This window comes from Buttiauxella cochleicola (genome assembly GCF_021282405.1).
GTDB lineage: Bacteria > Pseudomonadota > Gammaproteobacteria > Enterobacterales > Enterobacteriaceae > Buttiauxella > Buttiauxella massiliensis.
The window spans coordinates 75,586-88,683 of the sequence record NZ_JAJSOU010000014.1 but is presented as its reverse complement, the minus strand read 5'-3'; the positions used below and the strand labels follow the sequence as shown (position 1 = coordinate 88,683).

Below are 13,098 nucleotides of genomic sequence, written 5' to 3'. Positions count from 1 at the left end.
GGGATTTCCTTCCCTCGCGTAAATAAATAATGGCGTTGAAAAAATGCTCAACGCCATTAAAAATCTGCCCTAAATCCCGCCTCTGCGGGTTTACCTGGCCGTGTAAGTCATCACCACACCGTTCAGCCCGGAAAGCGAATTCAGCTCGCCCAAAGACGACTTAAGTTTGTCTTTCGAAGCGTCCGGCCCCACCAAAATACGGGTAACTTTCCCCTGCACTGGTGTCGACGGTGACGTGTAAGCACGGAACCCAGCGCCGCGTAGTTTACCAACAATTTCATTCACTTTGTCGGCATTCTTTAATGCACCTAGTTGCACGACGTAAGCTTTGCCGGTTGGCGCTTGTTCGGTCGCTTCTTGCTTCACAGGTTTTGCAGGCGCAGGTGGTTCTTCGTTCATCATCGCCAGACGTTCTGCCGTTTGATCAATCTCAGCCCTACTCTGCGGTTTTTCGACCTGCTTAGGTTTCGGTTTCTCAACGACAGGTTGCGGTTTTGGTTGAGCACGGGCGACCGGAACTTCATCAATACCCGCACCACCATCACTCGGCAGTGAGGCGATATCTAATCCTGGTGCTGCTGCCGTACCCGCTCTCACCTCTTCGGCGGCGCCTTCAGGTGGCTGAGAAGGGAGTGCCTGAGTTGCAACAGGCAACATATCCGGCTCAGCGGTATCCCCAGGTTTTGGAACCAGAGGAATGGCTGCAAATTCATCCTGATAATGTTTTTTCTGACCATCGAGTAGCCCTGGCAGGATAATGACCCCCAGTGCGACCAAAATGATGGTCCCTACTAATCGATTTTGAAACTTACTCGCCACCTGTTTTCTCCGCGTCCAGCGCTTCCATTACGTGGGCTACTGTATGAAATGAACCACACACCAGCACGGTATCATCCCCTGTTGCTGCACTCATCGCAGCATTCCAGGCTTGCGCCACTGTGCCGTAGACTTCACCCTGGCCCAGATGCTCAATCAACTGTTCAGCACTCGCACCTCGCGGCCCTTCCAACGGAGCACAATACCAGCTATCAACTTGAGGCGACAAATTTGCCAGCGTACCGGCGATGTCTTTGTCGTGCAGCATACCAATTACCGCCAGCACGCGCCCACGCTTTGGTAGCTGTGCCAGGCGCCCGGCAAGATAGGCCGCCGCGTGGGGGTTATGCCCCACATCGAGAATAACCAACGGTGTCTGCGAAATAATCTGGAAACGGCCCGGTAACGTCGCCTCTTTAATCCCTTGAATAATAGCTTCATTACTGACATTTAACTGGCTTGCACGCAATGCGGCCAGCGCGGTTGCGGCATTCGGCTGCGGGACCAGTGGCAACGGTAAGCCGTTGAGTTCACCCTGAGCATCTTTAAAGATCCAGCTGTTCTCACCAACCTCATAAGACCAGTCAACATCACGGCGCAGCAGATGAGCGCCCTTTTCCGCCGCCACATCAGCAATAGTGTGTGGCATATCTGGCTCGCCCACCACAGCAGGTTTACCACCACGGAAGACCCCGGCTTTTTCACGCCCAATGCTTTCGCGGTCTGGCCCCAGCCAGTCGGTGTGGTCCAGCGCGATACTGGTGACGACCGCCACATCGGCGTCGACAATATTGGTCGCATCCAGGCGACCACCCAGGCCGACTTCAAGAATCACCACGTCCACTGCCAGTTGCTTAAACAACAATAACGCTGACAACGTGCTGTACTCAAAATAGGTCAGTGATGTTTCGCCACGCATGGCTTCAATTTGTGCAAAGGCCGCCGTGTGGTACGTCTCGTCCAGCTCTTCACTTTGCAAGCGCACGCGCTCGGTGTAACGCACCAGATGCGGTGAGCTGTAGACACCAACACGATATCCCGCCGCCATCAACACCTTTTCCAGGGTGCGACAAGTGGTGCCTTTGCCATTGGTTCCCGCCACGGTAAATACCGTCGGCGCAGGTTTCAGCACATCAAGCGTGGCGGCAACTTTTTTTACGCGATCAAGGCCAAGCTCGATGGTTTTAGAATGGAGGTTTTCCAGATAACAAAGCCACGTGGCCAGAGGCGACGTGGCTTGAGGAGTTTGAATTTTTTCCATGATGCCCGCTCTGTCTACGGTTCAAGAAAAAGGGCAGAACCTATTTGGCCTGCCCTTATTAACTATCAGGCCTCGTGACCTTCTTCCGGTGCTGCCGGAACCACAATCGGTTCGCGCGGCGCTTCCGGATTTGGCGCGGGCTGATTGGTCAGCTTTGCCAGAACGCTTGCCAGCTTGAGGCGCATTTCTGGACGGCGAACGATCATGTCGATCGCCCCTTTTTCGATCAGGAACTCACTGCGCTGGAAGCCCGGCGGCAGTTTTTCGCGAACTGTCTGCTCGATAACACGAGGGCCAGCAAAGCCGATCAGTGCTTTTGGTTCAGCAATGTTCAGATCGCCCAGCATCGCGAAGCTTGCGGAAACGCCACCCATAGTCGGGTCAGTCAGAACCGAAATATACGGCAGACCGCGTTCCTGCATTTTGGCCAACGCTGCACTGGTTTTCGCCATCTGCATCAGCGACATCAGCGCTTCTTGCATACGTGCGCCACCGGAAGCAGAGAAGCAGATCATCGGGCAGTTATCTTCCAGAGCTTGTTCTACGGCACGAACAAAACGCGCGCCGACAACAGAACCCATAGAACCGCCCATGAAAGCAAACTCAAACGCCACCGCCACAACTGGCATGTTATAGAGCGTACCTTTCATGACCACCAGCGCGTCTTTCTCGCCGGTTTCTTTCTGGGCTGATGCCAGACGGTCTTTATATTTTTTAGAGTCTTTAAACTTGAGGATATCTTTTGGCTCAAGTTCACTACCCAATTCAAACATCGAGCCTTCATCTAACAGGCTGTGCAAGCGATCGCGCGCAGACATACGCATGTGGTGATCGCATTTTGGGCAGACTTCGAGATTGCGTTCCAGTTCGGCACGGTACAAAACCTGGCCACAGCTGTCGCACTTCGTCCACACCCCTTCAGGGATACTCGCCTTACGGGTAGGGGTGATATTGCTCTTATTGAGAATTCGTTCAATCCAGCTCATTGATGACCTTTCTGCTTGAACCTGGTCGATGCCAGTTTTTCTGTGGCAGAACTAGCTGCCCCAGACCATAAATGGTGCTCATTAAAACATAACGGCCCGCGACTTTGGATAAAAAAGTGGTCGAACCGCGCGATGGGGTTACTTTTGCAGGCGTTTGGCCGCGCGTTTGTGGCGAATAATTTCAACCACACCAGGCAGGACCGACAACACGATAATCGCCACAATCAGTAATTTCAGGTTTTCCTGCACAATTGGCAAATCGCCGAACAGGTAGCCTGCGTAGGTGAATAACAACACCCACAGCAACGCACCGGCAACGTTATACATCGCAAAATGGCGATAGGACATATGCCCCATCCCGGCGACAAACGGTGCAAAAGTTCGCACAATCGGTACGAAGCGCGCGAGGATAATCGTTTTTCCACCATGACGCTCGTAAAAAGCGTGTGTTTTATCAAGATAACTACGGCGGAAGATTTTTGAATTCGGATTACTGAACAGCTTTTCACCAAACAGCCGCCCAATAGTGTAGTTCACCGCATCCCCAACAATAGCTGCGATGATCATTAAAATCACCATGGTATGAACGTTCAGATCGTTGGTCGGCAAGGCGGCCAGCGCTCCGGCAACAAACAGCAGCGAATCACCGGGCAGGAACGGCGTCACCACCAGACCTGTCTCGCAAAACAGAATCAAAAACAGAATGGCATAAACCCAGACACCATACTGTGCAACCAACTCCGCTAAGTGCACATCAATGTGCAAAATAAAATCAATAATAAAGCGGATAAATTCCATCGTTATCTACCTTTCTCGACTGGCGTCAGTCTGCCAAAAAAAGAGGCCCCATCGGGGGTTTAGGTAATGCAAAGTGGTCAGGGTAATCAACAGAAACTAAGTACAAGCCTTCTGCTTTTCCGGTCGCCGCTGCAAGCTTACGATCTTTCGCCGCCAGCAATTCGGCCATCCAGTTCTCTTCTTGATTGCCACAACCGATTTCCATCAGGCTGCCGACAATGTTTCGCACCATGTGATGCACAAACGCATTGGCTTTGATATCCACCACCACGTATGAACCATAACGTGTGACGTTGATGTGCATCAGATTGCGCCAGGGTGTGCGCGACTGGCATTGCACGGCACGGAACGACGTAAAATCGTTCTCACCCAGCAAACATTGCGCTGCACGGTGCATACGTTCAGCATCCAGCAGATGATAAAAATGCGTCACCCCCTGCCCCATCACTGCAGGACGTAGCCGCTCGTTATAGATGACATAACGATAACGGCGCGCCGTGGCGCTGAAGCGCGCGTGAAAATCATCGGGCACAGCTTTAACCCAACGCACCGCAATGTCACCAGGTAAATTCGCATTTGCACCAAGCGTCCATGCCGCATCTTTACGCTGCACACGCGTTTCAAAGTGCACCACCTGGCCGGTGGCGTGTACGCCAGCGTCGGTACGTCCGGCGCAGAATACATTTATTGGCTCATCAGCCACTTTAGAGAGCGCTTTTTCAAGCTTCTCTTGCACGCTGCGCACTTCATTCTGGCGCTGCCAGCCATAATATTTGCTGCCGTCGTATTCAATGCCGAGTGCAATCTTGTTGAGTGGTGTTTGGTGCAACTCGTCGGACATTAGTACATATACTCCTGCACTAATTTCTCAGCCGTTTTCACCGCCATCAATGCACCACCGAAACGAACGTTATCGGCAACAGACCAGAATTGAATCTGCTCAGGCATACCGTAATCGTTGTGGATACAGCCAATGGAAAGGTGCGAGCTGCCGGAAGCATCGGAAACCTGAGTAGGGAAATCGCCCTCTTCAGAAAGTTCGATATCTTCAAACTGGATATACGCGTCACGCGCTTCTTCAGAGGCAAGCGGGCGCATGGCTTCAAAGTTCACCATTTGCGCGTGGCCGTAAAACACCGGGGCCTGGACGAAGCTGGCCGAAATGATCACGCCTTCATCCTGCAACACTTTACGCACTTCGTTCACTAAGCGGCGTTCTACCGGAACGCTACCTTCAGCATCCGGTACCAGGGGCAGCATGTTGAATGCCAGCTGGCGACCAAACAGATCCGCTTCTTCAATTGGTAAACCATTAAGCAAACGCGCACTCTGTCCGGCCAGTGCGTCTACCGCACTTTTGCCACGCCCAGAAGCTGCCAGTAAATTAGTGACCTGAATGCGTGATAAACCACCTTGTTCGATAAGCGGTTTCAGGGCTGTCAGGAGTTGGCTGGTCAGGCTATCAGCCACGGCCACCAGATTGCGATTGCGGTATTCACCCAGCACAAAAGGATTCACGTCAGGTACTACCAGCGGGACATCGTGTTCCATGGCGAACAGGCCGCTGGAGTCGATAACCAGGCAACCGGCATTCGTGGCTTCTTCAACATAACGCGCTGACGCTTCTGCGCCCGCCACAAAGAACGCGAGCTGAACCTGAGTCCAGTCAAATGATTCAGCATCCTGAACCATCACGGTCTTGCCTTCGTAACGGATATTTTCACCGGCGCTTTCATTGCGCGCCAGGGCATACAATTCACCAACCGGGAACTGGCGTTCGGCAAGCAGTTCAATCACAGCTGCGCCTACGGCACCCGTGGCACCTAAAACGGCAATATTCCAGCCTTCAGACATGTTGGTTTACTCCAGACTTAAATAGCAGTATTTCCCCGGTGTAACGCCGGGGAAATGAGAAGGATTTTTTAACGCGCAGTGTGATAGGTGGCGCTAAAGCCTAGCTTTTGCAGCATTGTCGCTGCCGCTTCATCATCACACTGGATATATAGCGATGACCATTCACGGCGTTCCTGATAATTTTTGCGCAACTTATCAAACTCACCAGGAATTCCCGCCACTTTACGCAGCGGAGCATCATCGCGGCGCACATCATACACCAGATGAACCAGTCTTTTGAGTGTTGCCTGATCAAGCGGGCCATGAAGGGTAATACGACCAAATTCTGGGGCAGGAAGCAGAGTGTCTAAAGCCACTTGTTGTTTCTGACCAATAAACTCGCTAAATGCTTCAAACACTTGCGTGGTGCCACGCGCTTTACCTTCGAGCGTGTAGCCCGCGATGTGGGCGGTACCAATATCAACTTTCTCGAGCAAAGATACATTGAGTTCCGGCTCCGGCTCCCAGACGTCCAGCACCACGCTGAGATCCTGCCCGTTCTCGAGGCATTTCAGCAAGGCGGCGTTATCGACGACCGGGCCACGGCAGGCGTTAATCAGAATCGAACCGGCTTTGAGGCTTGAGATCAGTTTTTCATCGGCCAGATGCAGCGATTTATACGCACCGTCTTTAAACAGCGGCGTGTGGAACGTCAGCACATCGGCTTCATGCACCAGTTGTTCTAGTGAAACAAAATCGCCTTTATCACCGCGGTCGGCACGAGGTGGATCGCAAAGCAGCGTACGAACGCCAAAAGCTTCAAGACGCGCCTGCAAACGCGAGCCGACATTACCGACACCAACAATACCCACGGTTCGGTCGGTAAGCTGGAAACCGTCGCGTTCGGCAAGCATTAGCAGTGAGGAGAAGACATATTCAACTACGGCAATGGCGTTACAACCGGGAGCGGCCGAAAATGCGATACCCGCGTGCTCAAGGTAGTTTTCGTCAACATGGTCAGTGCCAGCCGTTGCCGTACCGACAAACTTTATCCCTTTGTTATCGAGTAAATCAGCATTCACTTTGGTGACTGAACGCACCATTAACGCATCGGCATCAGCCAGTTCGGATACGGGAATTGGGCGGCCTGGGACGGCGGTTACGTCGCCTAAGCGACTAAACAATTCACGTGCATAGGGCATGTTTTCGTCAACGAGGATTTTCACGTTAGCTACCTGTTCGGTTAATCGTCGAGAATAAGCCCGATAGTGTGCCATAATCTGGCGTCCTGGCATACTTGAGCTAGGGAATGACAAAGGATTTAAGCCTATGCAACCCATTCAGGGGGCGACAGCACGTCCTCCGGGGGAACCACCCTCCCCAACTTCAGCGGCAGGTGAGTTTCCGCTTTCTACACAGCAACGTACCGTTCTGGAACGTTTGATTACACGTATTGTTGCGCTTAACCAGCAACAAAGTGCCGAAGTGTGGGCGGGATTAAAACATGACCTCGGGCTAAAAGGTGAAACGCCATTGTTATCGCGTCACTTCCCCGCGGCTGAACAAAATCTGAATCAGCGTCTCAGTAATGCTCAAACAACCCATGCCACACGTCAGGTTGTACAACAGCTTAGCGAATTGCTATCGCAGGGCAATAATCGCCAGGCGGTGAGTGATTACATTCGCCAACAGTTTGGGCAGACAGCCCTTAGCCAGCTCACGCCAGAACAATTAAAAAGCGTACTGACGTTATTGCAAAATAACCAGTTGGCTATCCCGCAGCCACAGCAACGCCCGGCGACAGATCGCCCGCTATTGCCCGCTGAACACAATTCATTAAATAAACAGGTCGCTAAACTCGCTGCCGCAACGGGCGAGTCCAGTAAGTTAATCTGGCAGTCAATGCTTGAGTTAAGCGGTGTGAAAACGGGCGAGCTGATCCCGGCCAAACATTTCGCGCTGCTGACTACCTGGTTACAAGCACGCCAGACATTAAGCCAGCAAAACACGCCGACATTGCACACCATTCAGGCGGCGTTGAAGCAGCCGCTCGAACCCGCTGAATGGAAAGAGATAACGGACTATACGCAGCAACGTTTTCAGGCTACACCGCAAACGTTACTGACCGCCGCGCAGGTGCAGGATATTTTGAATCAGGTGTTTTTAAAACGCGCCGAACGCCAGTCATCAGCGCTAGAAGTGCATAACATTCAGCCGATCGCCAGCCCAATTTGGGCGCCATTTATTGAACCGATGAAGGTAATAAGTGCCCGCCCAGGCCTGGCACTTATCGCACTGATTGTGGTGATGGTTTTGTTCTGGATAGTGATTTAAACGTTAGCCACCCAGCCTTGGGTGGCTATAGTTACTTGCGAAAGGCGATGAGTGTAACCACAATCCCGACTACCGCAGAAATTGCTCCAGCCAAAAATACTGACGGATACCCCATCGAGGTTGCCAACAATCCGGTCAATGGCCCTGCGACACCGTACGAGATATCCTGAAACGCCGCATAGCCACCAAGCGCCGTACCGCGTACCTGAGCCGGTACACGTTTCACCACTTCAACACCCAGGGCCGGGAAGATTAACGAGCAGCCACAACCCGTCAACGCAGCACCGATTAGCGCAACGCCTGCTCCCGGTGCCTGCCAGAGTAAAACCAACCCGGCGGTTTCAATCGCCAACGAGACCAGTGCCACTCTCACACCACCAAATCTGTCTGGCATCCAGCCAAACAGCACACGCATCAGCACAAAAGCACCACCAAAGGCGGTCAGCGTAAAGCCTGCCCAGGCCCAGCCGTTCGACGCAAAATAAAGTGAGACAAAGGTACCAATTACGGCAAAACCGACGCCCTGTAACGCCAGCCCAAGACCTGGTTTCCAGATGAGGCCTATCACGGCGAACAGTGAAGGACGATCGCCTTTATGCGCAGGCACGGCACGAATTCGACCATTAAACGCCAGTGCTACCAGTGGCAAGGCGATAGTCGAAACACCCAGCGCCACAAATCCCCAATGGCTGTTTAACAGCAGGCCAATAGGTGCACCCGCCGCCAATGCGCCATAAATCGCCATACCGGTCCAGGACATCACTTTACCGGAACGAGCCGGGCCAACCAGACCCAAACCCCAGGTAAGGTTTCCGGTCAGCAACTGGCTTTCACCAAAACCGAGAATTAAGCGCCCCACTATCAACAAGCCGAATTTCGCCATCGCATCTACGGGCAATAGCGCCGCCAGCAGATAAGCGACGCCAGCAAATGCACATGCGCACATCCCCTGTAACGTCGAACGCTTCGCTCCTTGCTGGTCGGCCAGACGCCCGGCATAACCGCGGGTTAAAACCGTTGCCAGGAACTGAATGCCTACGGCAATCCCTACCATGGTGTTGCCAAACCCAAGCTCATGGTGAACAAAAAGCGGGATAACAGGCAACGGCAAGCCAACCGTCATATAGGTGAGAAACACCGCGAAGGTAATGCTGAATAAGGACTTATTTTCGGATTTGTTGTTTAGCTGAGAATTTTTTATTGAGGACATTTCACGGCTCCTTGGCAGCAGCCATTATGCAAAAAAAAACGGGGTGCACAAGGCACCCCGCTTATTAACATCACCTGGGATTAAGCGTTAACTTTACGCATAACCAGCGTGGCATTCGTACCACCGAAACCGAAGCTGTTAGACATTACAGTGTTCAGTTGACGCTCGGTAGTTTCAGTCACGATGTTCAGGCCAGCAGCCTGCTCATCGAGCTGTTCAATGTTGATGCTTGGCGCGATGAAACCGTGCTCCAGCATCAGCAGAGAGTAGATAGCTTCCTGAACGCCTGCAGCACCCAGAGAGTGACCGGTCATCGCTTTGGTCGCAGACATTGCTGGCGAGTTGTTACCGAAGACTTCTTTAATTGCGCCCAGTTCTTTCACATCGCCAACCGGCGTAGAAGTCCCGTGGGTGTTCAGGTAGTCAATCGGGGTATCAACACCGTGCATTGCCATCTTCATGCAACGCACAGCACCTTCACCAGATGGAGCAACCATATCCGCGCCATCAGATGTTGCGCCGTAGCCAACGATTTCAGCGTAGATGTGTGCGCCACGAGCCAGAGCGTGCTCCAGTTCTTCAACCACAACCATACCGCCGCCGCCTGCGATAACGAAACCGTCACGGCTCGCATCATAGGTACGGGACGCTTTGTCTGGCGTTTCGTTATATTTGGTAGACAGTGCGCCCATTGCATCGAACTCACAGGCCATTTCCCAGCACAGCTCTTCGCCGCCGCCAGCAAATACGATGTCCTGTTTGCCCAGTTGAATTTGCTCAACAGCATTACCAATACAGTGCGCAGAAGTCGCACATGCGGAGCTGATTGAGTAGTTCACACCGTGAATTTTGAACGGAGTAGCGAGACATGCGGAAACCGCAGAACCCATCGCTTTGGTCACAACATAAGGACCAACCGCTTTCAGGCCGCGCGGGCTACGCATTGCGTCTGCACCGAACACCTGAGATTTAGAAGAACCACCGGAACCTGCAATCAGGCCCACACGAGGGTTGCTTTGATAAACTTCTTCTTTCAAACCAGCATCTTCAATAGCTTGCTGCATTGAAAGGTAAGCATAGACAGAGGCATCGTTCATGAAACGGACGACTTTACGGTCAATCAGGCCGGTGGTGTCCAGTTTAACGTTACCCCACACGTGGCTGCGCATTCCAGAATCTTTGAATTCTTGAGAGAAAGTGATCCCCGGGCGACCTTCACGCAGAGATGCCAGGACTTCCTGCTGGTTGTTACCGATGCTGGAAACAATGCCCAGACCAGTAATCACTGCACGTTTCATTCAATACCTCTTCTACTGCACTATTAGGATTTCGACAGGCACAATAGCGTACACTTGTACGCCGAACAAGTCCGATCAGCCAAATCAGTCTGAAATTTGCGCCGCTTCGCACACATCGTTATGATCGTTACACTGCCTGCCAGACGAGTAACTTACGTGAAACACTCCCCAATACAATCTGCCAACCTGGACTTTAATGAAGAGGGTACACCTGTATCCCGAGAGTTCGACGACGTGTACTTCTCTAATGATAATGGACTGGAGGAAACTCGTTATGTATTTCTGGGAGGAAACCGTCTAAATGAGCGTTTTGCTACCCATGAACGTTCGCTGTTTGTAGTCGGTGAAAGTGGTTTCGGCACCGGTCTTAACTTTTTGACTTTATGGCAAGCTTTTGAAGATTTTTGCAAAAATCAGCCTCAAGCCACCCTCAAACGTCTGCACTTTATTAGTTTTGAAAAATTCCCTCTGACCGTAAAAGATTTACATGCCGCTCATGCCCATTGGCCTGAACTTGCCGAGTTCGCGCAGCAATTACAGCAACAATGGCCGCTGCCAATTGCAGGCTGCCACCGTATTTTGTTGGCGGAAGGCCGCATTACTCTCGACCTTTGGTTCGGTGATATCAACGAACTGATACCGCAATTAGATGACACTTTAAATAATCAGGTAGATGCCTGGTTCCTTGACGGTTTCGCGCCATCAAAAAATCCGGATATGTGGACACCACAGTTGTTCAATGCGATGGCGAAATTGGCACGCACGGGAAGCACACTGGCGACATTTACCTGCGCCGGGTTTGTACGCCGTGGCTTAATTGATGCTGGTTTCTCGATGACCAAAACCAGGGGCTTTGGCCGCAAACGCGAAATGCTGGTTGGCGTAATGGAACGTGCAATTGAATCGCCGGCACGCACGCCGTGGTACGCACGCCCTTCGTCACAAGCAAAAGAGGTTGCCATAATTGGCGGCGGCATTGCCAGCGCCCTACTGTCACTCGCTTTATTGCGCCGTGGCTGGCAGGTGACGCTGTATTGCGAAGATGACGCTCCGGCACTCGGTGCCTCCGGCAACCGCCAGGGCGCGCTTTACCCGCTGCTAAACACTCACAGCGCCACGCTGACAAACTTTTTTAGTGCTGCATTTACTTTTGCTCGTCACGTGTACGACTCACTGCCCGTCGAGTTTGATCATGCCTGGTGCGGGGTCACACAACTGGGCTGGGACGAAAAAAGTCAGCATAAAATCGACCAGATGCTGAGCCTCAAATTTCCCGATGCCCTCGTTCATGCCGTCGATGCAGAAACGGCGACAAAACTTTGCGGCTTAGAAACCGGCCATGGTGGAGCAACCTACCCTCTTGGTGGTTGGTTATGCCCGGCACAACTGACAGCCGGTGCGCTGGCGCTGGCAGAAACCCTGGGGCTAAAAACCCATTATCAACATCAGGTTGAGGAACTGACTCAAACATGTGATGGATGGCAATTATCGTTAGCCGAACAGGATGCAAAACAACATGCGGCTGTAGTGCTGGCAAACGGCTTCAGGGTCAGTAAATTCGCGCAAACTGAAAAACTGCCGTTCTCAGCGGTAGGCGGCCAGGTCAGCCACATCCCAACGACCCCGGCACTTTCAGAATTGCGCCAGGTGTTGTGCTACGACGGCTATTTAACGCCGCAAAATCCGAACAATCAGCAGCATTGTATCGGTGCCAGCTACCACCGTGGCGTAGAAGAGATGCAGTACAACGAAGAAGATCAGCAGCATAATCGCCAGCGTTTACTGAACTGTTTGCCGGATGTGGACTGGCCGTGCGAAGTGGATGTTAGCGCCACTGAAGCACGCTGTGGCGTGCGCTGTGCGACGCGCGACCATATGCCGCTTGTAGGAAGTGTCCCTCGCTACGATGACACGCTTGAAACCTACGCAACACTTGTTGAAAACCATGACAACGCCGAAACCGCTCCGGTTTATGAGAATCTTTTTATGTTGGCGGCTCTGGGTTCAAGGGGATTATGCAGTGCGCCACTGGCGGCAGAAATTCTGGCGGCTCAAATGAGCGATGAACCGGTTCCGATGGATACTGAAACGCTTGCGGCGCTCAATCCAAATCGATTTTGGGTGCGGAAGTTACTGAAAGGAAGAGAAGTTAAATAGATTTGAGATTAAGCCCTCTCCCAAAGGAGAGGGCAAATGACTTAGAACTTAGCCTTCTGGTACAAATTGTCCCACATACTCAGCACTAAAGACTGGTCGCGTGGCGACAGTTCGCCTGCCTGAATCGCTTTTTCCAGGCTACCTGATACCGCAGTATTAAGCGCTTCAGGGCTGTGGTCTTCACCATGCTCCAGATCAGCTACCGCCAGAGTCAGATGGCCACGCAGATAACCGCTGGCAAACAGTTCATCATCACTGGCCGTCTCAACCATTTCATCAATTAGCGCCAGAATGCGTGTTTCAAATTCAGCGATCATCGTACTTCCTCATCATTTTGCAGGTTTTTATCCCCGTCATACTTCAAGCCGCAGGCGCGTTGACTGCAACTCGAATTATTTAGGGTAT

12 protein-coding genes are annotated in these 13,098 nt (G+C 52.3%); 2 read left to right on the top strand and 10 right to left on the bottom strand.

Annotated features, from left to right (window positions below; all coding sequences use genetic code 11):
* Positions 1-90: 90 nt before the first annotated feature.
* The 7 genes from dedD to pdxB form a co-directional block, all read right to left on the bottom strand.
* Positions 91-819 carry a cell division protein DedD gene (gene dedD / locus LVQ79_RS17835; RefSeq protein ID WP_151995297.1) on the bottom strand — a complete coding sequence of 243 codons (729 nt, stop codon included), beginning with the start codon at positions 817-819 and terminating at the stop codon, positions 91-93.
* Positions 809-2,077, bottom strand: coding sequence for a bifunctional tetrahydrofolate synthase/dihydrofolate synthase (folC, locus tag LVQ79_RS17830; protein ID WP_232865954.1), 1,269 nt, complete (start codon positions 2,075-2,077; stop codon positions 809-811). The genes dedD and folC overlap by 11 nt, the downstream gene beginning before the upstream one ends.
* Before the next feature lie 65 nt (positions 2,078-2,142).
* Positions 2,143-3,063 (bottom strand): acetyl-CoA carboxylase, carboxyltransferase subunit beta, encoded by a 921-nt coding sequence (accD, locus tag LVQ79_RS17825; RefSeq protein WP_064512747.1) that lies wholly within the window; start codon positions 3,061-3,063, stop codon positions 2,143-2,145.
* Between the two features lie 138 nt (positions 3,064-3,201).
* On the bottom strand, positions 3,202-3,861 hold the full coding sequence (locus tag LVQ79_RS17820) for a DedA family protein (protein ID WP_034458864.1): 660 nt from the start codon (positions 3,859-3,861) through the stop codon (positions 3,202-3,204).
* A gap of 25 nt (positions 3,862-3,886) precedes the next feature.
* Positions 3,887-4,702: a tRNA pseudouridine(38-40) synthase TruA gene (gene truA, locus LVQ79_RS17815; protein WP_232865953.1), complete on the bottom strand. Its 816-nt coding sequence runs from the start codon at positions 4,700-4,702 to the stop codon at positions 3,887-3,889.
* Complete coding sequence (locus LVQ79_RS17810) at positions 4,702-5,715, bottom strand: aspartate-semialdehyde dehydrogenase (protein WP_232865952.1); 1,014 nt, start codon at positions 5,713-5,715, stop codon at positions 4,702-4,704. Before LVQ79_RS17810 ends, truA begins: the two co-directional genes overlap by 1 nt.
* Positions 5,716-5,783: 68 nt before the next feature.
* Positions 5,784-6,920 carry a 4-phosphoerythronate dehydrogenase PdxB gene (pdxB, locus tag LVQ79_RS17805; protein ID WP_232865972.1) on the bottom strand — a complete coding sequence of 379 codons (1,137 nt, stop codon included), beginning with the start codon at positions 6,918-6,920 and terminating at the stop codon, positions 5,784-5,786.
* A gap of 103 nt (positions 6,921-7,023) precedes the next feature.
* Here pdxB and flk point away from each other — a divergent pair, with 103 nt between their 5' ends.
* Entirely contained in the window at positions 7,024-8,028 is a 1,005-nt protein-coding gene (gene flk / locus LVQ79_RS17800; RefSeq protein WP_232865951.1) for a flagella biosynthesis regulator Flk, read from the top strand.
* 31 nt (positions 8,029-8,059) lie between these two features.
* Here the strand turns inward: flk and LVQ79_RS17795 are convergent, their stop codons facing one another.
* The gene (locus tag LVQ79_RS17795) at positions 8,060-9,238 is read right to left on the bottom strand and encodes an MFS transporter (RefSeq protein ID WP_232865950.1); all 1,179 of its coding nucleotides are present in this window, start codon (positions 9,236-9,238) and stop codon (positions 8,060-8,062) included.
* Positions 9,239-9,318: 80 nt separating this feature from the next.
* Positions 9,319-10,536 (bottom strand): beta-ketoacyl-ACP synthase I, encoded by a 1,218-nt coding sequence (gene fabB / locus LVQ79_RS17790; RefSeq protein ID WP_151995290.1) that lies wholly within the window; start codon positions 10,534-10,536, stop codon positions 9,319-9,321.
* Between the two features lie 156 nt (positions 10,537-10,692).
* Here fabB and mnmC point away from each other — a divergent pair, with 156 nt between their 5' ends.
* Positions 10,693-12,693 carry a bifunctional tRNA (5-methylaminomethyl-2-thiouridine)(34)-methyltransferase MnmC2/FAD-dependent 5-carboxymethylaminomethyl-2-thiouridine(34) oxidoreductase MnmC1 gene (mnmC, locus tag LVQ79_RS17785; protein WP_232865949.1) on the top strand — a complete coding sequence of 667 codons (2,001 nt, stop codon included), beginning with the start codon at positions 10,693-10,695 and terminating at the stop codon, positions 12,691-12,693.
* Positions 12,694-12,734: 41 nt separating this feature from the next.
* Here the strand turns inward: mnmC and LVQ79_RS17780 are convergent, their stop codons facing one another.
* Positions 12,735-13,010 (bottom strand): YfcL family protein, encoded by a 276-nt coding sequence (locus tag LVQ79_RS17780; RefSeq protein ID WP_064512761.1) that lies wholly within the window; start codon positions 13,008-13,010, stop codon positions 12,735-12,737.
* Between the last annotated feature and the right edge of the window lie 88 nt (positions 13,011-13,098).